Raw genomic sequence first — 19,002 nt, 5'->3', positions numbered from 1 at the left:
CGCTTGTCCTTCCATTGGGCCCACACAAACGGGCAACGATCTTCATTATCTAGGCTGACCGGGCGGGTTTAGGTAGGTGAGGCCAGAAACCCAGCGGCGATCGCCGGTTGCTGGTTAACTTGTCCAGCATAGGCTGCCAGAGCGATGGCCGGAATCTGCCCGCCGGGCGATCGCCCTTGGAGTTGGCGAATTTTACGCATGAGAGCAGAGCCGTCCATCTGTGACCTTTGGATATCATATCAATTCGGCCACAGCCGGAACGAGCGAGCTTTGGTTTTTTTACCCAATGGAAACCAGAGATCGCTTGAATCAAAAAAGGTGGTTTGAGGAGAACAAGGCAGCACTGAAATAATACGAATTCCATTAGTGAGTGGCATCTCCCTGTGAGACAGTTTGACCCCACCATAAAGCTAGCGCTTGGTGGTGGGTATTTCTCCTAATCTTCATTTTTCTTTGTGAAACATACTTGCAAAATTTTTGACATCGTGCTAACGTTAAAAGGTTTGAGACTTAACATCAATAGAGGTAAAACCCCGCAGAATGAAACAATTGGGAACCCATCTGGTCGCTGATGCTTGGCAGTCTCCTGGAGACTTGCTTAACGATCCTGAACGTATCCGCCGCGCTATACTCGATGCGATCGAAGCCGGAGGAGCTACTCTCATCGATTTGTGCGTACACCAGTTTAGTCCTCACGGAGTGACAGCTACTGCTACTTTGGCAGAGTCTCATATAGCAATCCATACTTGGCCTGAACACGGTTATTTTGCTGCAGACTTATTTTTCTGCGGAGCCGGCGACCCTCACCGAGCCATGAAGGTGCTACAGACCGCTTTAGAAGCTAAACAGGTAAAACTCACTGAGTTCACGCGCGGTTTCGAGCCAGGGGTGGGAATCGTAGGTTCTGCTTGTGAAGAGCAGTATGCCCCTCGTTCAGTAGAAACGAGTGCCGCCAGAGGATGATGGCCAATTAGCGTAACTTTGAACAATTTATGCTAGGTTTTGTTTAAAATCCCACGGCTGGAGTCGTGGGATTCTTGTTGGAATTTACTTTTTCATTAATAAAGGGCGGACAACTAAATAACCTGCACCGAAAGCTGCAATCACAATCAGAAAAATCGCGATCGCCAACCACAATCCGCTTAAGTCTGAGGTTTTTTTGAGTTGAGGTCGGACACGGTAAGGAGTTTCCGGCACCTCTGTAAATAATTTTTCGGGAAGTGGCTGCGGTATCGAGGCGGGTGTTGGCTCCGGTTCCGGTAGTGGGAAAGGGAAAGCCACTGTCTGAGGTGGTTGAGGTACGGCAGAATTAGTCTGCGAGGTGGGAGGTGGTGGGGGCGGAGGTTGAACGCTGAAATTGAATTTGACTGACGGCATTTGAGGCATCCCTGTCTGGGTGACGCTCTGAGCCGAGTTGACTACTTGCTGTAACTGTTGGGATACTTGAACTACTGTTTCTACTTCTCGCCGCAGTTGTTGATTTTGTTGGACTAATTGCTGATTGTGGGTTTTGAGGGAGTCCACCATCGCTTGGGCTGCTTGCAGCTCTGCCGTGACTTCTCGATAGAGGGAAATTGGTACCGATGGAGAGTAACTATTTGAGTTTTCAGGGGAAGTATTGTCAGATAAGGTAGTATTTTGCATAATTATTGTAGATGGCGAGGGTGAACTTGTTTTAGTTTAGCCTGAGAGTATTTGCAATTAGATCGATCGCAACACAATTCGTCAAGATATTTGTTACATATATTGAACGTAAATTTAATTTAATGTTACAAGTTTTTAGTCAATCGCTATGAACAACTACGCACCGGAACAAACTATGTCGCAAAAGTCAAGCACCGAGGAAATGAAATACGGCGAACGCCAGATTTTGGAAGGCGAGTTAATTACTTTCCCGAATCCGCGAGTCGGGCGGCGCTACTCGATTAACATTACTTTGCCGGAGTTTACTTGCAAGTGCCCCTTTTCTGGCTATCCAGATTTTGCGACAATTCACGTTACTTATGTGCCCGACGAGCGGGTGGTAGAGTTAAAGGCGCTGAAACTGTACGTTAACAGTTATCGCGATCGCTACATTTCTCACGAAGAATCGATCAATCAAATTTTAGACGATTTTGTGGCGGCTTGCGCGCCGCTGGAAGCGACGATTAAGGGCGATTTTTCGCCGCGGGGGAACGTCCACACCGTGATTGAAGTGTCGCACCAGAAGTAGGGTGGGTATTAAGCTGTTGTGGCATTGAGATTTAATTGTGGGGTGGCCTCGAAGCCCACCCCACAATAGTTTTAAGAGATAGGATTGTTAATAACATTAGTAAGTAATGGTAGGGTGCGTCAGGGCAGCCCTCTCAAGCGAGTCAAAAAGTCGTTCAAACGCTTAAAATCTCGTAGTTGGTAGGGTGTACACTAAGTATCGGTTGAGTTTGTCGCCTACCGGAGAGTACCGATTGACCGGCGTTTCAGCATTTTGATTTTTAAACCAAAACTCCGTAGAGCAATTTTCATTACTTGAAATTTGAAAAATCAGAACGTGAAATAGCGGTTTTATGGTTGTTCTCAGCTTCACATTAACCACCTCGACATATCTGGCAACGCGCACGCTACAAACTCAACTAATCTTGTTGATATTTATCGTTGGTGTAAGGTGCGCCTAGCGCACCCTACGGTTAGCTTTGACTTGCAACAGAAGTCGGGGCGATCGCACTTTTTTCCTCTGCCGTTTTCGATTCGGCTAACTTGTCCAAAATCTCTACAACTTCTCTTTCAAAAGTCACCTGAGCGCGATTAGTGCGCCCGCCGACGTATAGTTTGCCGTCCTTTTCCAAAGCCCAAATCTGCGAGTGAGACAGATAGCTCATCAGCACGCTGAGCATCAGCAACCCGAAGCCAGTATAAACGATCGGAATGCCCGGATCGGCTTTAATTTGCAATCCCGTACTGCCTACAACTTCGTCAATTGTCAGCATCACTCCATTAACTTCTACCGCCGTGCCCGCGCGAACTGTAGTTAACAATTTGCCATCCGTACCGTACACTAACATCGTTCCTTGCAAGTCTTTTGCTAGCAGAGAAACTCCCGCACTCAAATCTGGTTTTGTTGGAATCCAAGCACCCCAAATGCGGCCTTGACCTTGGGTGTCTAGCTGAGCCATTGGCAATTGTAAAACCGGGCTTTTGTTGAGGCGAACTCGCAGGGCGGCTATTGCCCAATCTGCTTGATAAAATGTGACTCCCCGGTATCTGAGGGGCTCGTTAACGTGAATGGTTTTGCGATCAACTTCTTGGCCTGTTTTGTCCAAAACTGACAAGTCAGAGTAAAATTGGTCGATCGCACCGCTGGGACTATAATCAATCCAGAACCGATTAACTCGCATCGACCAATCCTTCGGTATTTGCGGCCCCGCCCAAGGCCCTGCATCCATGATATTCTGCACCTGAAATGTTTCGCCGCTGGGAACCATTTCTTGACCTAGAAATCCCGTCATCGCGCCCCACATCGACCCAGCTAAAATAATTAGCATACTGGCGTGAACAATAATCGGGCCGACTTTGCCAATTATTCCCTTGCGGGCATAAACTTTTTCGCCTTCTCGAAATATGCGGTAGTTTTTTTGCTGCAAAAGTGGTTCTAAGGAACTTAAAGCAACTGTTTCTAATTCCGCACTGAGAGCTAATTTTTCAAACTGCTTTGGTTCTTCATAAAATTTCCAGCGACGGGCAGCTTTTAATGCCGGAAATTGCCGCGTAAATGTACAAGCTGTTAAGCTGCTGCCGAACAAAATTAGGATGGACAAAAACCACCAAGTGCGGTATACGTGGTCAAGTCCTGCAATTAGCACAACTTTCCAAGTTAGGAAGCCGAACAAAGCGGGGTGTTCTGGATAGTTAGATTGGTAAAAGGGTACTGATTGGCCTTGTTCAATGACAGTGCCGGAAATGCTGAAAAATGCGATCGTCAGCAGCAAGATAATTGCCAGCCGCAAATCGGCTAGCACCGGCAAGATTTCTCGCTTGAAAAACCTTTGAGGGGCAGTCGCCCAGTTTGATAGTTTAGATAGAAATACTTCTTTTGATGTCATTGGTAATTATGAAGGAAGAAGGAAGAGGGAAGAGGGAAGAAGGAAGAAGGAAGAGGGAAGAGGGAAGAAGGAAGAAAGAGGAGGGAACAACAAAACATGAATAAAATAAAATATTATTATTTTTATCGAGCAAGTCTCAATCAATTTTGAATTCTTTTTCTTTTCTTTCTTCCTTCGTGTTCTTCGCGTCTTCGCGGTTCGTTAAAAAAACGTAATTCACGCCTTCAGTAGAGATTGCTATATCTTTAAATAAAGACTGTAGTCCTTACTACTAAACTTAAGCGGGAAGGATGCGGGAAAGCAGAGAGAAAACGCCAAATCCTACTAGCAAAACACCGCTAACAGGCGTAATCCAACTCGACCACCGACGTAATTCTAACAACTTTTTAATGCTAGCAGTAAAAGTACCTGCTATAATCAGCGGAGCCACGTAGCCAGCAGCGTAAAACAGCAGCAACACACCACCTAAAACTGTATCCCCCGTTTTGGAAACCCAAGCTAAGAGTGTAGCTAAAACCGGAGTGCTGCAGGGAGACGCTACTAAACCAAAAGTTAAGCCCAATAAGTACGATCGCACGCCCGCCGGCAAATCTTTCGGAACCCACCCCACAGCGTCGAAAGACGGCATTTGTAAGGGTAAAGCTTCGAGTAAATTCAGCCCCATTAGAATAGCAATAATGCTGACCAGAATCGGCAAACCCAGACCAATTTTGCCGTAAACTTGTCCGGCCAATGATGCTACAATACCTAAACCCGCAAGGGTGGTGGCTAATCCCAGGGAAAACCACGCAGACTGGGCTGCGGCTTGCAGGCGACTTTTTGCTTCGTATCCACCGATGTAGCCGATCGTGATCGGCAACATTGAAAGCATACAGGGCGTTAAGCTCGTTAGCAACCCTGCCAGAAAGATGACTCCGACGCTGACTAAACTGAGGTTTGTCAGTTGAGTATTTACTAAATTATTAGCAAATTGTGCGATTTCGTAAAGTTGGGTTTGCAGGGTTTCCATCAGTCGGTTTTAGATTTTAGATTTTAGATTTTAGATTGACTCTACAGTCGATCGATTTTAGATTTTAGATTGACTCTACAGATGAATCTGGGAGTTTCAACTAAATATATAATTTTTTTGCTCTCCACAGTCGATCGATTTTAGATTTTAGATTTTAGATTTTAGATTGACTCCACAGTCGATTTTAGATTTTAGAGAGCCTCTACAGATCAATCTGGGAGTTTAAACTAAATATCTAATATTTTTGCTGTTCACGACTGCTGTCGGGGGCTTGTATCCCGAGGCAGGTGACTTCAGGTTCGGGGCTGTTCTGGCTTTCTTGAAAATTGTAACAGATGCGCGCAGGTTCGGTTTGAGATTTAAGATTTTAGCGATATTTACTGGTTGGGAGTTAAAAGGTCGATCGCACCCTGGTTTAAATTGATATCTTGACAGCATCTCAACAAGCTGTTGGCAACGGGCGCAGCTTGGGAGTTAAAAGGTCGATCGCACCCTGGTTTAAATTGATATCTTGACAGCATCCTCAACAAGCTGTTGGCAACGGGCGCCGCCTATTGCACCAGATAATTCATTGACTGCGAAATCGGCGCAAAAGCCTGTCGTTGAAAGTATTCAAACAGACTTTAATTTAACTCTACTTTAAATTAAAGCCACTTTCTTCATTAATAGACCCGTCCGGCATTATTGCCCCTGCCAGCACCGCACCTCTGAGATTTGCTCCCGTTAAAATAGCGCCTTCTAAATTAGCATTGCTCAAATTTGTGACTTGTTTGGAACCTCGGAAAAAGAAGCTGTGCAAGTCAGCACCTGTTAAATTAGTGTCTGCCAAATTAGCATATTGCAAGTCAGCACCGTGCAGCGTCGCCTCCGTTAAATTAGCTTGGGTAAGATTGCTCCCCCAAAGTCGAGAATCTAAGACATTAGCATCTTGTAAATTGGCGCGGCTCAGATTGGCCAAAGTCAGATTAGCATCCCACAAGTTCGTGCCGTTGAAATTAGCTTCTGTCAAATTGGCTCGACTGAGATCCGTGCCTAAAATCTCAGCATTTGCTAAATTAGCGCCGGTGAGGTCGGCGTCAGAAAGATCCGCATTTTTTAAGTTAGCACCGGACAAATTAGCGCCGCTCAAATTAGCGCCGCTCAAATTAGCTTCTTGGAGATTAGCGCCCCGCAAATCTACAGTGTTCAAATCGCATTGCTTCCACAGAAAGCTGACGCACCAATTATCTTTTAATAGGTGACTCAAATCCTCCGCATTGGCGGCCATCACAGGAGGAGTTAAGTAGAGAGTGAACAGGACGATCGCCAACACCGCAGCGAAGAAAGTTTTCAGCCTCATAACTCTTTTCATTGACACTAATTTGCGCCATTAATTATTGATGTCTAATCAAAGCATAGCAAATAATTTGCAACTTCCCTCAGCAAGATTACTCAAAAATATTAGTGTAGTGAAAGGTTAATCAGGGTTGGCGCAGGCACAAACTTAATTCAGGTTGTGTTAGACCCCCTTTGAGCTAGAAACTCGGTTGATTCACAAATGCGTCGCTGCCAAACTAATATTTTTCCTAAAAACCTGGTATAAGATAACCGCAAGTTGGCTCGGGATTTGCCAGTGCAATATCGCTACAAAGTAATACTTGCTCCAGGCAGTTGCGATCGCTCCCCCAGGGGCATATCTGCAAACAATCCTGGTATAAACTGCTCAATATGGGAATCAAGAAACCGCTCCTCTAGCCTACAAGCCTTATATTTAAAGGGTTAGAGACGCAATTTGTGTTAATTGCGATCGGCATCACTAACTAAGGCTAACCCTCCTCACACAACTCCAGCCTCAGCATCACCCAATCTCATCAAACTTATCACGTTCCTGAGACTACGGATATCACTGTCCATAGCTCAACTATGAAAGAAAATAAGAGCATACAGTTGAACAGCACTTTTCCCATGCCTACTATCCCCCTTCTCCCAACCCAATTAGTTGTCACAACTATTTTCAATTCGATCGAATCTTTGGGATTCACTAATATTGCCGGCGTATTTTCGGGGGAGCAAGCTGAATCCCGACAAGAGGCAAATTTAAAAGTTAGTACCAAAAAGTTTTACACTCAGGGTTTAAAAAATCTCGAACAACAAGACTTGCACGGCGCTATTAAAAATTTCACTGCCACAATTAACATTAATCCGCAATTCGCCTCAGCTTACAACGATCGCGGTGTGGCCCGCTACAAATTAGGCTACAAACAATCTGCGCTGGAAGATTTAACTACAGCCATCAAACTCAATCCTTACCGAGCCAAGTATTACAGCAATCGGGGGTTTATGCTGACTCGTTTAAAACATTATACAGCGGCGATCGCAGATTACACCTCGGCACTGCTGCTCAACCCTAATGTAGCTCAATCTTACTTTAACCGAGGTGCTATCCGCCTGCAAATGGAGAATTCCCTGGCAGCACTAGCTGATTTTGAGTCAGCAATTCGCCTCGATAGCGATTTTGCTAAAGCTTACTTTAACCGAGGACTGACTAGATATAAATTGAGAGAGGTTGAGGGAGCATTTGAGGATTTTCAGAAGGCGGCAGGGCTTTTTAAGCTGCAGGGGAAAATGGATTCTTATCAAGAGGCAGTTTCTCAAATTACAAAGCTATGGTGTTAGTTGAATTTGGGAATAGGGAATAGGGAATAGGGAATTGGCAATTGATAATCAGGTAAGGTGCACCGAAGAGCACCCTACAGCTATAGTTATTGCCTCAGTCTTGTTAAAGTTAGCCAATACTCAAGGCCGCGTCTCTGGAAGGCAAGTTATCGGCAACGTAAGCAGAAGAAAAGTTAATTTCAAAAGCAGCATTTTGAACTGCTGCAGGAGTGGCATTTTGAACCACAGCCAAAGTAGCTCCTCCAAATTGAATGAGTGTGTTGCTGCCTGATTGGGTGAATGAGGTGTTGGATAAAGGGCTGGTCAAGCCAATACGATCGCCATCTCCCGGCCTAAAATCAAGAATTATATCGCTCGTCCCATCCAACTCCAGAATTTCACCCGTAACCCGAACAAAAGTATCTGCACCTGCGCCACCAGTGAGAGTATCGCTGTCAACATCGCCGATTAAAACATCGTTACCATCGCCGCCGATTAAAACATCGTTTCCTCTGCCGCCTCGCAAAAAGTCGTTACCAGCATCGCCATTGAGATTATCGTCGCCGAGATTTCCGTTGATAATATCGTTGCCAACACCGCCGCTAATGGAGTCGTTACCTTTGCCGCCTCTGAGAAAGTCGTCGCCTGCTTCGCCGGTGAGGGTATCGTTGCCTTGGCTGCCATTAATTGCATCATCCGTGGGTGCACCGAGGATGCGATCGTTTGCGCTACCTCCCACTACACCGTTAGAATTTTGCTGAGAGTCTTGGGAAGTGACTTGATAGTTGTTCGGGGTGTTGGCCAATCTGAGGGCTCGCAAAGGCAGATTTACAAAATTGGTACTGTTAATGAAATCGTTGAGTACATTAACATCGCTAATGATGCTAGAAACCCGGCTGGGGACGATTCCTCCAACGACTTTTGCAGTTGAAATGCGATCGCCCTGCTGCACCGCATTCACCGTTTCAAAACCTTGAATAACGTTGCCAAAAACAGCATAATCACCGTCCAAAAATGGCAAATTATCCAAAGCAAAATAAAACTGCGAAGAAGCCGAATCCAAAGCATTAGAACGAGCCATTGCCACAGCCCCGCGATTATGCCGCAACTGCGGCGTCTGGGTGACAATTTGGTTGTAAACAGGTTGCGCGGCTCCTTGCGGCTTAATTTCCAAAGGAATAAAACGCGCCTGATTGGTATCCGGGTCAATAAAATTACCCGTTCCCAATTGACTTGCCGGAATTGTCGTATCTCTGCTGCGCGGATCGCCTCCTTGCACCACAAAAGGATCTGGCTGGCGCACAACTCGGTGAAACATCACCCCGTCGTAAATGCCGCGTTCAACTAAGTCAACAAAATTTCCTCCAGTAATCGGGGCATTAGTGCCATCGACTTCGATCACAACGGGTTGACCGTTAATTACCTGGACTACTATAGCTTTGCCTGTTAACGGGAGTGCAGCGCTCATGGGTAAATTGCTATTTGAGTGAGTGATCTTGGGGTTTTAGAAGCAATCCGCGAATTGCCCCTACCCATTTAATCAGAAAACTGTAAACTTGTCTTAAGTACAGTTCTACTTCTAAATTCATGATGTCCCGTCGCAATTTTTTTAGCACTTTATTGGCAATTTGTCTAGTTTTTCTAAGTTTCAATTTTGCCACACCTGCATTTGCCCTCGGTGGCAAGCTTCCGACGGTGAATGAAGCCGCACCGGATTTTAGTTTGCCGACAAACAGTGGCGACGGACAAGTGTCCCTGTCCGATTATCGCGGTAAGTGGCTGGTAGTCTATTTTTATCCGAAAGACTTTACATCCGGTTGTACGATCGAAGCACGGAGATTTCAGGAAGACTTGCCGAAATACTTGGCAAAGAATACTCAAATTATCGGTATTAGCGCTGATGATGTCGATTCCCACGCGGAATTTTGCGATTCCGAAGGTTTGAAGTTTCCACTGTTAGCTGATACGGATGGTAAAGTGAGTAAAGCTTACGGTTCTTGGATTAGTTTTATCTCCGCGCGACACAGTTTTATTATTGACCCTGAAGGTATTTTGCGCGAAACTTTTGTGAAGATTAATCCGGCGATTCATTCTAAAGAAGTGTTGGCTCGTTTGGGGGAATTGCAGGCTAACGGGTAATGCGAGGTTTCACAGTACACGAAATACGAGAAACCGATCGCGTTCGCTTTCTCCATACCCGCAATCGCACCCTCTACAAGAACGTGCTGCGGATGAACATTGACCGCAACCTTAGGCTGGCCATTTTCAATCAACTACACTGATGGCAACGTCAGCATCAGTGGACAACATGAAGAAACCCCGATCGTCCGCGCCGGAGGGCTGGTGGAACTGCTAGACACGATCGATTTAGGACAGCCCATTGCCCTGGATGGAAATATCACTGATTTGATCGCTCGCACTCGCGATCGATCTCCAGCCAGGGGATGGCATTGTCCTCTACAGCGATGGCATTACAAAAGCCAAGAACATGGACATAGCCCGGTAGGGATTGGAGCGACTCTGTGCGATCGTGAGTCAAAATTGGCAACAATCCGCAGACGAAATCAAACAACCAGTGATTGCAGATGTCCGCAAATTTATAGATGAAAAAAACCAGTTTTATGCTATCTGTTTGCTGATCCTCAAGTAGCAAACATAGGGTGAGATTTAAGGATTTAATTAATCTTTATTTTGGCTATTGATAGAAATTTTTGGACAGTTCTATATTTTGGCGATCGCTAATTTATCTGGTCTGGATATTATAGCGATCGCTCTCGGTAATTTGCCAAGCCCGGTTTTTGATTAATATTCTCCAAACTTGCTCTCCACTTAGTCGAATTCCTGTTTTTTCTTCTAGATAGGTCGCTAACCTAGGCACCCGCACTCATGTTTGTTTAACTGTCATTTGAGTCTTTATTGACAATATCGTGAGATTATGGCGAAAATGTATTATCTAATTTTATGTGAGTATTGTTTGGGAAAATCCCCATCGCATTATTAACTAACAAATTATGCCAAAAGTTGTTTCGATACACTCCTATCGACGCGGTACAGGTAAATCTAAATTTACTGGTAACTTAGCAACTACGGTAGCCCTGCAATGTCATTGAGTCGGCGTAGTTGATACAGACGTACCCTCGTCTGGTATTCACAACCGGTTCTGCCTGGAGCCGGAGCAAACCTCTAAAACCCTGAACAATTATCTCTGGGCCAAAAGTTCGATCGCAGACGCTGTGCTGCCTATGATGTCAGTGTCAACATCGGTATAGATAGTCCAGGCAAGCTGTTTTTGATACACTCTAGTGTCAAAGCAGATGAAATTGCCAGAATTTTGAAGGACGGCTATGATGATGTCAAGCTGCTGAATGATGCGTTTCGTAGCTTGGTGAAAGCACTCAAGCTTGATTATTTATTTATTTATACCCATCCTGGCTTGTAGAAAAAGACGTTTCTCTCGATACCATCTCCCCTGTGCCGATCCTGATCTCAAGATTTTGGCTTGTATTTGTTTAATGTTGTCAAACCAGAGTACAATTTGGACGAGTGGATTGCCAGCGGTGACGGAATTAATGATTGGTAAGGCTAAACATCGCCCTTAAATTACAATTTTTATATTAGTGGAAAAAAAGGTTATACGATACCTCAAACCTACTGCCACGAAAGAGGCTAAATCTCAAGCAATCTTCAAAGCTGTCGTCACCGTCTAAATTTCTATGAGTTTCATCTATTAATGGTAATTAAATTCGATTTTTTTAGAGGCATTTTTTCCATCTTTCTTGCCACTTTTTCCTCCTCTATCACCTTATAATTAACTTGGATAATGACTACAAAAAAAGGTGAAAATATTCGCCTAGGTGGGTTAATTGGTGGTTCTTTGACAATGGGAATGGGCATCTGGGCAATCAACTTTATAGGAATGCTGGCTTATCACCTGCCAGTAGCGATCGCCTACGATTTACCTATTGTGGTCTTTTGGCTTGCCGTAGTCATTGCCTCTGGTATCACCTTCTACAGCTTGCATCGAGGTTTTGCACACAGGTTCTCGTTGTTAATTTCCGGTATTCTCATGGGCTCTGGCATTGAAAATATGCTTTATATTGGCATGGCGGCGATGCGAGTACCTGCCGAAATGCACCATAATTACTGGATTGTGGCACTGTCTTTCTTAGTTGCCGTTATTTCTAAATCTATAAGGAAGTCCGATGTACGACTTGACGAGATTCACTTTAAGGGACATGGCGGAATGCGGGTTGGCTCTACGCCATTTTGGCTTGGGGGTTGAAAGTATGGAAGAGGCGAGTAACAGAATTGTTAGGTATGTTTACGAAAATTTCTGTACTAAGCCAACAGGTGAGAAATCCTGCGCCCTAGTCCGTTTGTTCAAAACTCACCCTTATGAAGACTTAGAAGTCGAACTTGCCGAGTATGCCCGTAGTATGTTGGGCGACTATCCCCCTTTGCCTGCCATGAAGTGCATGACTGCACTGGCAACAGTAGGAGAAAAAACGGAATGGAACTCAAGACACACATCCGTTGGACATAAGGCTATTCCACTGGCAAGCGAATCTGTAGTCGATCAGCTACCGATGATCTCACAACTAATCAGACAGCTCGGCTTAGATATAAAAACAGTTATCAACCCTGACCCGAATCTTTTGGTAGAAATCGAGCAGAGGAAATACAACGTCTTCTATGTACCTGAAGCGATTGGCAGCCCCTACATTCCCGCTCAGGACTCCTTTGTGATTCCCTTCGGAATTAAGTCTGTTTTGGGGTTTGGTGGTCTATTACCTTCAGGCAATATGTTTGCAATTATCATGTTCTTGAAAGTCCAGATTCCTATTAGCACGGTTCAGATGTTCAGCACTCTGGCGCTGAACGTCAAGACAGCACTGCTGCCCTTCGATCGAGGAGCTGTCTTCGCTCAAAAAGATGAATCTACTACAGCCTCTAGGCAAATATTCACAAGAAACACTGAGCAGGAGCTAGCGCAGCTTAAATCCCAAGTAGCGACTTTGAGGCAGTTGCTTGATGTTTTTGACCAATCGATCTTGGTACAATCCGATCGACTCGAACAAGCCATAGAGGAACTGGCAGACTCGGCGCAAAAGTTAGATAGCCTCAACCAGAGACTCAAGGAAGACAATCTTCGCATGGGTGCGGAATTGGATATCGTGCGTCAAATGCAGCAAATGATTCTGCCAAACGCTGAGGAACTGGAAATTGAAGGACTCGATATTGCTGGATACATGGAGGCTGCCGATGAAGTCGGCGGCGACTACTATGATGTTTTAAACACCGATGGCGTTGTCACTCTGGGCATCGGCGATGTCACTGGACATGGACTTGAAAGTGGCATCTTGATGCTGATGGCGCAAACCGCCGTTCGCACCCTCAAGGAAATCCCCGAAGTAGACCCAGTTCGGTTCCTGGATGTGATCAACCGCACCCTTTACAAAAACGTCCAGCGCATGAATTCCGAGAAAAGTCTTACGCTAGCGATTTTAAATTACTCCCAAGGACGCATCAGCATCAGCGGTCAACACGAAGAAGTGCTCGTCGTGCGAAACGGTGGACAGCTAGAACGTATCGACACCATGGATTTGGGCTTTCCTATTGCTCTTGACGATGACATTGTTAAGTTCATCAGTCACATTTTCATTGAGCTACACACGGGAGATGGAGTAGTCCTCTATACTGATGGGATACCAGAAGCGAAAGATATTAACAAAGTGCAATATGGAGTCGAGAAACTCTGTGAAGTGATTAGCGAGAACTGGCACAAATCGGCGACCGAAATTAAAGAAGCCATTATTGGCGATTTGCGGCGGCATATTGGTAAGCAAAAGGTATTTGATGACATCACTTTGCTGGTTTTGAAGCGACAAAGCGATGCTTCAGATGCTCATCGATAACGGCAACTGGAAGTAGAGCTACAGTTCAAAAGCTCAAAACTGTTCGGAGTATTAATTAGTACGACAGCATTTAATATACTGCAAGACTTCTTGATAGATTTGACTGCTAACGCGATCGCCTCTTCTGCCATTTTATAGCTTTATATCAGCTACGAAAATTTTTAGATTAAATTCAGCGTAGGTTATTCCATCCTCACTATTATCATTTGTCCCTGTAATTAATACTTCTGAATCCTGCCACTTTTGCCTTGGTTCTTTGAATCTATCTCGAAACCATTTATTCAACTCCATAACGTAATCATTTAAGCGAGTTTTTTTGCTCTGAGTATTGGAAAATTTTTACCGTCAGGCGTAAATAATATCCCATTATAATTGAGGCAATTGGTATGAATTTTGACCGCAATAATTGCTTTAAGCTAGCTCTAGATTTAAAAAATTTCGTCATTCGGGATATCAAAAGCCAAGTGCTTTTAAGTATGGTAATGGCTGCGATTATTACTCTCATTTACACAAATGGATATCCAGGTAGGAGCCAACCAATTTTAACGGCATCGATCCCAGTAATTATTTTAGTATTACTATTAGTTTTTCAGACTAATAAAGCCTAAAAAAATTGGGAAGGCTGGCTAATTGCCGATCGGAGTATATTTACTAACCGTAATGTTTCCAAAAAAATGTGGATGACAATTTGCGAACAAACTTTAGCAAATCGTCAAGAAAAAGCAGCTCTTTGGCGCTTAATATCGGTTTTTTTATGGCAATAAAACAGCATTTAAGATACCCTGGACTTGACAATAAATTAAAAAAGTCGGTGCTTTATTTTGAACAATGTTTAGGGTTGCAATATGTCACTAATATGCTATTGAAAGTGACGCAACGGATTGGGGGATATCTAACTAAACAGTATACCCAAAAGCACATCGATAGTCTTCAATTTGCCTTTCTCAATCGCTTGCTGGATCAATTAGTAGAATGTCTGTCTCGCTGCGAACGCATTTTAGCTGCACCGATGCCAAAAGCTTATTCGATTCACCTACGGCATCTATTACTTTTATATTGTGTGGCACTGCCTTTTCAGATGGTGAAAGATTTGCAATGGTGGATAATTCCCGTTGTTGGGATAGTGTCTTTTGGGTTGTTTGGCGTTGAGGCGATCGGTTTAGAAATTGAAAATCCCTTTGGATATGATGCTAACGATTTTCCCCTGAATCGGCTTTGCAAAAAGTTGCACAACGATACCGAAGAATGAAGTGGTGCTCGAACAAAGCAAGACAGGATTGAAACATTAACAGGCAAAACGCATATTCAATGAGCAGATCCGTTGTGTAGGAGTTTGGCTGCACATAAAAAAGACAGGATTTTTTTTATAAGTAAGACTTATATCAAAGAAAACTTTTAGAGTCTCGACTTCTTTAAAAAGTCGGGACTCTGGGTCTTCTGTAATATAAAATCTAAAATCGATTGACTTCCAGAGGTTGTGAAACAGATTCATGGTCTGATAGATTTCTCTTTCTGCTAGCCATGCGACGTTCCGGGTCAATTCCCTCAAAGGTTGGCGGCAACCAAACTCGGACTACCAACAACACTCCCAAAACCAGCAAAAATGCGCCTGTTGATAATATTTGAACCCAGGGAGCTTCCAGCACTCCCCGCACTATCACTTCTCGCAAAACTGAGGCAATACAAACTTCCACAGCCACCCCTATCGAAACGCGCTGCTCTTGCAAGTAAATAATTAGCAGCCGAAATAATTCCACCAAAACCAATAAAAATAGAAGGTCGGCAGTCACTTACTGAAAATTTAAAGGAGGCAGCAGCGAGAAAAACATTTCTCGCAGTTCGAGTACCATGAAACAGAACAAACCAATACACAAAGAAATTACAATTAAATCTTGAACTGTTTCGAGAGCGCTGACTATTAGTTTTAGATTCAACCATTGCGGGGGGTGATTAATCTGGTTATTTGAACGGTTTTGCCTAGACGGCTCCTCCAATCTGTTTGACTTGTTTACAGCTTAAGTTAAAGTGAGCTTATCTTTGACCAAAAATCCGTTTAATTTATTTATAACCCTTATAAAAATTCCCTCTGTTGACAATTGCCCACAAACTTTTATTTACCGCGCTGGCGGGTTGACATTTTGCCAAAGCTTGTGGTAAATACGACCTCCGATTAGTAGATTTGACTGGTGAAAAGCAGAAGTCAAAATCCTAAAATGCTGCAACTGCTATAAAATAGGAAAATTGTAAAGAATTATTTACCACAGCTTGATAAACTCAAGCTAGCGACTCTCGGCTTTAATCATACAAAAGCCGGAAAGTCAACCGAAAAACCAAAAGTAATCCAGAGAGGATTGAACACAATGGCATTTGAACTCGCACCATTACCCTTCGCCGCTGACGCACTTGAACCAGCTCATATGTCGGCTGAGACGTTTTCGTTCCACCACGACAAGCACCACGCTGCTTACGTGACCAATCTGAATAAACTGATTGAAGGGACTGAAATGGCGAGCAAATCCCTTGAAGAAATTGTCAAGGAATCTGCTAAAGACCCATCCAAAGCAGGCATTTTTAACAATGCAGGTCAAGTTTGGAACCACAATTTTTTCTGGAATTCTCTCAAACCGGGCGGCGGCGGCACTCCCACAGGAGCTTTAGCTGACAAAATTAACGCCGACTTCGGCAGCTTCGACAAATTCAAAGAAGAATTCAAGACTGCTGCGACAACTCAGTTCGGTAGCGGCTGGGCTTGGCTGGTTGTGGACAACGGTACTTTGAAAGTTACCAAAACTGCTAACGCCGACACCCCGGTAGTACACGGCCAAACTCCGTTGCTGACTTTGGATGTGTGGGAACACGCTTATTATTTGGATTTCCAAAACCGCCGTCCCGACTACATTACTAATTTCTTGGATAATTTGGCTAACTGGGATTTCGCAGCAGCAAATTTGGCTGCGGCTTAGTAGCATCTGAGTTTGAGGACTAAAGTCCTTACTACACAACTTCATAGGTTCGTAGTGAGGACTTTAGTCTTTGTTGAGATGAGTATTAATTAACTTGAGTTTGACGGGCGCGGTGCAACGCAGGGTGGAGCGGTGAAAATAAACCTCGAAGCCGATCGAACTTCCAAATAGCGGTTAAAAATTTCATAAATTGGGTTATACTGTAATCGGTAACTCTTTTACGAATTTTGTAGTTTCAGTGGCTGTTCGCGCGATGACCTCTTCACCAACCATAGCACCCGTTCGATCGAGTCAAGTTACCCGCAAACCTTATCCCAACTATCGGGTAATAGTCCTCAACGACGATTTCAACACATTTCAGCACGTTGTGGAATGTTTGACGAAATACATTCCAGGAATGACGAGCGATCAAGCTTGGAAACTCGCCAACCAAATCCACCACGAAGGCCAGGCCACCGTCTGGGTTGGCCCGCAAGAGCAAGCAGAACTTTATCATATGCAATTGAGCCGTGCTGGACTGACAATGGCTCCGCTAGAGTCTACTTGAAAAGTGTCTAGAGGGCCCAAAGTTCGATCGTTTTTCGGTAATTAATGTGAAATTGATAGGATGTCCGGTGAGGCGACGGAGATTGGAATTTAAGAGGCGATCGTAATTTTGCCAATCCTTCCCGCCTCTGTATGTCCGGCTACCGTACAGCGCAGGTTGTAACTTCGCGATTTCATGGGTACAAACACCCATTCTGCCATAGCGCCCGGTTTAAGTTCCAATTCGTGAATCGTTCCTTTAATTTCCACCTTACCCGCTTCAACTTTTTGAGTCCAATTCGCATCAGCAAAGTTTTTGCCAGTGAAATAATGTTTCTGCGAACTGGGATTTTTTAGCACTAATTTATAGCGCTTGCCCGATTCAGATTCTAGCAGAGTGGGAAAAATTTGAGTTCCCCAGCTTCGTTAGCCAAACTAACAGTAATTTCGGTGACAGGTGGCCGAGACAAATCACCGGCAGCACTAGCAATGGTCGCCAGCATCAAGATTGTGCTCAAACATAAAATTACTCCCAAAATCACCTTGAGAGCTTGTTGTAACCGCTGGCTGCGGTAGAATTTGCTTAATTGCAAACCGAGTAAATTGATCGTGGCTGTTATGACTACTGACTACTGACTGCTGACTTAATTCGATCGCCAAACTTCATCCCAAGGCCCGCCCCCAACTTCCAACCCCGATAAAGAGCTTTGAGCCTCTAAGATAATTCTAGAACGCTGCTTGCCATTGTTTTCCACATTTCCCCCCAACAACTCTCGCAGTTGCAAGCGCAATTCGCCGTGCGTCGTATCCCGGCAGCAAAAAGCCATGCCTTTTTCTGTAGGAGTTCGCACATAAGTACCAGGACTGTTTGTAGTGCCAATCAACTCAACTTCAAATTGGCTGTTTCTAGCCTGCATTTTCCAGCTTCCCCAAGGTTCAATATTCCAACTAACTTGCGAATTCCAAGGCACAAATTCGTAAAATTTGCCTCGGTAATGCAGACCAACCATTGCTACCGATTCCATCCACCACAGCACGCCCCGCTTGCCGCCGCCAGCAGTTAAAGCTAAATCATTTTCGCCTTGAAAACAATTGCAATTAATCCAAAACCACTTTTGCGGAAAAGCACCGCCCCAGTTTTTTTCGCTGTAAGCGGGAGCATCTTTAAATTCGTAGCGTTGGCCGTTCCAATCAATCCAGCCCGTGGCTAAACCGTGAGCCATTAAAATTTGCCATCCCGGCTCAAATACGGGGAGAAAAGATAGCATTCCCGCCGTAGATTTCTGGATTTCCTCAGAGTTTCCCCAGCCATAAATAGGTTGAATTTCGTACTGCCAAAAACAGCGGCTGCCACTTCCCGGATCGTGCAGATAACCTTGATTTAAAGTAGCAGTAGCTTGATAGCCTTCTTCGACGCGGCTGTCGAATACTTGCGGCTCTAAATATTGGGGTTTAATTTGTAAATCTGTTTTGCCCCAATGTCCGAAACCTAAGCTTTCTCGGTGCGCCCAAAACTTATTTACATCGGGGAAAGTGCGGCACAAATAGCTATCTTCCGGGCCGAGAATTTGAGCTGCACCGCCACTGTAAGGTTGACCGCCTCTGGGGTCTTCGATGGAATACATGAATGCAAAGGATTGTCCGTGAATCGGTAGTGTTATTCGGTAGTACCAGCCTTCAAAAAAGCGCCGGGAACTGCCGTCCCAGTGGTATCCGCTGTGGGGAGTTTCAATATTTTTGAATTTTGAGAGTGAATTTGACATAAAATTACCAGTAGCATGACAGGGAATTCACGGATAACTGTTTCTTCCTTCTTCCTTCTTCCTTCTTCCTTCTTCCTTCTTCCTTCTTCCTTCTTCCTTCTTCCTTCTTCCTTCTTC

At 44.5% G+C, this 19,002-nt stretch carries 22 protein-coding genes; 11 read left to right on the top strand and 11 right to left on the bottom strand.

Going from position 1 to position 19,002, the window contains the following annotated elements; genetic code table 11:
* Positions 1-68 precede the first annotated feature (68 nt).
* Complete coding sequence (locus QUA47_RS13665) at positions 69-218, bottom strand: hypothetical protein (protein WP_333213734.1); 150 nt, start codon at positions 216-218, stop codon at positions 69-71.
* A gap of 322 nt (positions 219-540) precedes the next feature.
* Here QUA47_RS13665 and speD point away from each other — a divergent pair, with 322 nt between their 5' ends.
* Positions 541-963 carry an adenosylmethionine decarboxylase gene (speD, locus tag QUA47_RS13660; protein ID WP_006633984.1) on the top strand — a complete coding sequence of 141 codons (423 nt, stop codon included), beginning with the start codon at positions 541-543 and terminating at the stop codon, positions 961-963.
* An 84-nt stretch (positions 964-1,047) separates the two neighbouring features.
* Here speD and QUA47_RS13655 read toward each other — a convergent pair whose 3' ends face one another.
* Positions 1,048-1,644: a hypothetical protein gene (locus QUA47_RS13655; RefSeq protein ID WP_333287845.1), complete on the bottom strand. Its 597-nt coding sequence runs from the start codon at positions 1,642-1,644 to the stop codon at positions 1,048-1,050.
* Between the two features lie 148 nt (positions 1,645-1,792).
* Here QUA47_RS13655 and queF point away from each other — a divergent pair, with 148 nt between their 5' ends.
* Entirely contained in the window at positions 1,793-2,212 is a 420-nt protein-coding gene (queF, locus tag QUA47_RS13650; RefSeq protein WP_006633986.1) for a preQ(1) synthase, read from the top strand.
* 451 nt (positions 2,213-2,663) lie between these two features.
* Here queF and QUA47_RS13645 read toward each other — a convergent pair whose 3' ends face one another.
* The 4 genes from QUA47_RS13645 to QUA47_RS13630 all read right to left on the bottom strand — a co-directional run bounded on the left by QUA47_RS13645 (position 2,664) and on the right by QUA47_RS13630 (position 6,436).
* Positions 2,664-4,076 carry a cytochrome c biogenesis protein gene (locus QUA47_RS13645; protein WP_333431130.1) on the bottom strand — a complete coding sequence of 471 codons (1,413 nt, stop codon included), beginning with the start codon at positions 4,074-4,076 and terminating at the stop codon, positions 2,664-2,666.
* A 277-nt stretch (positions 4,077-4,353) separates the two neighbouring features.
* Entirely contained in the window at positions 4,354-5,085 is a 732-nt protein-coding gene (locus tag QUA47_RS13640; RefSeq protein ID WP_445251798.1) for a cytochrome c biogenesis protein CcdA, read from the bottom strand.
* 377 nt (positions 5,086-5,462) lie between these two features.
* Positions 5,463-5,606 (bottom strand): hypothetical protein, encoded by a 144-nt coding sequence (locus tag QUA47_RS13635; protein ID WP_333431129.1) that lies wholly within the window; start codon positions 5,604-5,606, stop codon positions 5,463-5,465.
* 113 nt (positions 5,607-5,719) lie between these two features.
* Complete coding sequence (locus tag QUA47_RS13630; RefSeq protein ID WP_333287848.1) at positions 5,720-6,436, bottom strand: pentapeptide repeat-containing protein; 717 nt, start codon at positions 6,434-6,436, stop codon at positions 5,720-5,722.
* A gap of 551 nt (positions 6,437-6,987) precedes the next feature.
* Between QUA47_RS13630 and QUA47_RS13625 the strand changes: the two genes are divergently transcribed.
* Positions 6,988-7,740 (top strand): tetratricopeptide repeat protein, encoded by a 753-nt coding sequence (locus tag QUA47_RS13625; RefSeq protein ID WP_333407472.1) that lies wholly within the window; start codon positions 6,988-6,990, stop codon positions 7,738-7,740.
* A gap of 109 nt (positions 7,741-7,849) precedes the next feature.
* Here the strand turns inward: QUA47_RS13625 and QUA47_RS13620 are convergent, their stop codons facing one another.
* A complete protein-coding gene (locus QUA47_RS13620; RefSeq protein ID WP_333431128.1) occupies positions 7,850-9,187 on the bottom strand; it encodes a peptidylprolyl isomerase in 1,338 nt (445 codons plus the stop codon).
* A gap of 122 nt (positions 9,188-9,309) precedes the next feature.
* Between QUA47_RS13620 and QUA47_RS13615 the strand changes: the two genes are divergently transcribed.
* From QUA47_RS13615 to QUA47_RS13590, 6 genes are all read left to right on the top strand, one after another.
* Entirely contained in the window at positions 9,310-9,858 is a 549-nt protein-coding gene (locus QUA47_RS13615; RefSeq protein ID WP_445243811.1) for a peroxiredoxin, read from the top strand.
* A gap of 99 nt (positions 9,859-9,957) precedes the next feature.
* Positions 9,958-10,326 (top strand): hypothetical protein, encoded by a 369-nt coding sequence (locus tag QUA47_RS13610; RefSeq protein ID WP_333431127.1) that lies wholly within the window; start codon positions 9,958-9,960, stop codon positions 10,324-10,326.
* A gap of 682 nt (positions 10,327-11,008) precedes the next feature.
* The gene (locus QUA47_RS13605; protein WP_333431126.1) at positions 11,009-11,158 is read left to right on the top strand and encodes a hypothetical protein; all 150 of its coding nucleotides are present in this window, start codon (positions 11,009-11,011) and stop codon (positions 11,156-11,158) included.
* A gap of 381 nt (positions 11,159-11,539) precedes the next feature.
* Entirely contained in the window at positions 11,540-12,001 is a 462-nt protein-coding gene (locus QUA47_RS13600) for an MHYT domain-containing protein (protein WP_333431125.1), read from the top strand.
* Positions 12,002-12,005: 4 nt separating this feature from the next.
* Positions 12,006-13,634 (top strand): SpoIIE family protein phosphatase, encoded by a 1,629-nt coding sequence (locus tag QUA47_RS13595; RefSeq protein WP_333431124.1) that lies wholly within the window; start codon positions 12,006-12,008, stop codon positions 13,632-13,634.
* A gap of 754 nt (positions 13,635-14,388) precedes the next feature.
* A complete protein-coding gene (locus tag QUA47_RS13590) occupies positions 14,389-14,883 on the top strand; it encodes a bestrophin family ion channel (RefSeq protein WP_333431123.1) in 495 nt (164 codons plus the stop codon).
* A 202-nt stretch (positions 14,884-15,085) separates the two neighbouring features.
* On the opposite strand, the gene QUA47_RS13585 is transcribed toward QUA47_RS13590, so the two are convergent.
* The gene (locus QUA47_RS13585; protein WP_333431122.1) at positions 15,086-15,424 is read right to left on the bottom strand and encodes a phosphate-starvation-inducible PsiE family protein; all 339 of its coding nucleotides are present in this window, start codon (positions 15,422-15,424) and stop codon (positions 15,086-15,088) included.
* 570 nt (positions 15,425-15,994) lie between these two features.
* Between QUA47_RS13585 and QUA47_RS13580 the strand changes: the two genes are divergently transcribed.
* A complete protein-coding gene (locus tag QUA47_RS13580) occupies positions 15,995-16,597 on the top strand; it encodes a superoxide dismutase (protein ID WP_333285911.1) in 603 nt (200 codons plus the stop codon).
* A 253-nt stretch (positions 16,598-16,850) separates the two neighbouring features.
* Complete coding sequence (gene clpS, locus QUA47_RS13575; RefSeq protein ID WP_006633998.1) at positions 16,851-17,144, top strand: ATP-dependent Clp protease adapter ClpS; 294 nt, start codon at positions 16,851-16,853, stop codon at positions 17,142-17,144.
* An 89-nt stretch (positions 17,145-17,233) separates the two neighbouring features.
* Here clpS and QUA47_RS13570 read toward each other — a convergent pair whose 3' ends face one another.
* The 3 genes from QUA47_RS13570 to QUA47_RS13560 are packed head-to-tail and all read right to left on the bottom strand — an operon-like array spanning position 17,234 to position 18,885.
* Entirely contained in the window at positions 17,234-17,482 is a 249-nt protein-coding gene (locus tag QUA47_RS13570; protein WP_333431121.1) for a hypothetical protein, read from the bottom strand.
* A gap of 29 nt (positions 17,483-17,511) precedes the next feature.
* Positions 17,512-17,715 (bottom strand): hypothetical protein, encoded by a 204-nt coding sequence (locus tag QUA47_RS13565; RefSeq protein WP_333285907.1) that lies wholly within the window; start codon positions 17,713-17,715, stop codon positions 17,512-17,514.
* A gap of 51 nt (positions 17,716-17,766) precedes the next feature.
* Positions 17,767-18,885 carry a tocopherol cyclase family protein gene (locus QUA47_RS13560; protein WP_333431120.1) on the bottom strand — a complete coding sequence of 373 codons (1,119 nt, stop codon included), beginning with the start codon at positions 18,883-18,885 and terminating at the stop codon, positions 17,767-17,769.
* Positions 18,886-19,002: the final 117 nt, after the last annotated feature.

This window comes from Microcoleus sp. MON2_D5 (assembly GCF_036701905.1).
Classification (GTDB): domain Bacteria; phylum Cyanobacteriota; class Cyanobacteriia; order Cyanobacteriales; family Microcoleaceae; genus Microcoleus.
The sequence above is the reverse complement of the archived record's forward strand: the minus strand, read 5'-3'. Positions and strand labels throughout refer to the sequence as shown.

Excerpts from the sequence above, each read along its gene's own strand:
- QUA47_RS13615 (WP_445243811.1), top strand. The coding sequence starts at position 9,310 with ATGTCCCGTCGCAATTTTTTTAGCACTTTATTGGCAATTTGTCTAGTT.
- QUA47_RS13640 (WP_445251798.1), bottom strand. The coding sequence starts at position 5,085 with ATGGAAACCCTGCAAACCCAACTTTACGAAATCGCACAATTTGCTAAT.
- QUA47_RS13580 (WP_333285911.1), top strand. The coding sequence starts at position 15,995 with ATGGCATTTGAACTCGCACCATTACCCTTCGCCGCTGACGCACTTGAA.
- QUA47_RS13630 (WP_333287848.1), bottom strand. The coding sequence starts at position 6,436 with ATGAAAAGAGTTATGAGGCTGAAAACTTTCTTCGCTGCGGTGTTGGCG.
- QUA47_RS13645 (WP_333431130.1), bottom strand. The coding sequence starts at position 4,076 with ATGACATCAAAAGAAGTATTTCTATCTAAACTATCAAACTGGGCGACT.
- QUA47_RS13590 (WP_333431123.1), top strand. The coding sequence starts at position 14,389 with ATGGCAATAAAACAGCATTTAAGATACCCTGGACTTGACAATAAATTA.
- QUA47_RS13600 (WP_333431125.1), top strand. The coding sequence starts at position 11,540 with ATGACTACAAAAAAAGGTGAAAATATTCGCCTAGGTGGGTTAATTGGT.
- speD (WP_006633984.1), top strand. The coding sequence starts at position 541 with ATGAAACAATTGGGAACCCATCTGGTCGCTGATGCTTGGCAGTCTCCT.
- QUA47_RS13635 (WP_333431129.1), bottom strand. The coding sequence starts at position 5,606 with ATGCTGTCAAGATATCAATTTAAACCAGGGTGCGATCGACCTTTTAAC.
- QUA47_RS13625 (WP_333407472.1), top strand. The coding sequence starts at position 6,988 with ATGAAAGAAAATAAGAGCATACAGTTGAACAGCACTTTTCCCATGCCT.
- clpS (WP_006633998.1), top strand. The coding sequence starts at position 16,851 with ATGACCTCTTCACCAACCATAGCACCCGTTCGATCGAGTCAAGTTACC.
- QUA47_RS13665 (WP_333213734.1), bottom strand. The coding sequence starts at position 218 with ATGGACGGCTCTGCTCTCATGCGTAAAATTCGCCAACTCCAAGGGCGA.
- queF (WP_006633986.1), top strand. The coding sequence starts at position 1,793 with ATGAACAACTACGCACCGGAACAAACTATGTCGCAAAAGTCAAGCACC.
- QUA47_RS13595 (WP_333431124.1), top strand. The coding sequence starts at position 12,006 with ATGGAAGAGGCGAGTAACAGAATTGTTAGGTATGTTTACGAAAATTTC.
- QUA47_RS13620 (WP_333431128.1), bottom strand. The coding sequence starts at position 9,187 with ATGAGCGCTGCACTCCCGTTAACAGGCAAAGCTATAGTAGTCCAGGTA.
- QUA47_RS13655 (WP_333287845.1), bottom strand. The coding sequence starts at position 1,644 with ATGCAAAATACTACCTTATCTGACAATACTTCCCCTGAAAACTCAAAT.
- QUA47_RS13560 (WP_333431120.1), bottom strand. The coding sequence starts at position 18,885 with ATGTCAAATTCACTCTCAAAATTCAAAAATATTGAAACTCCCCACAGC.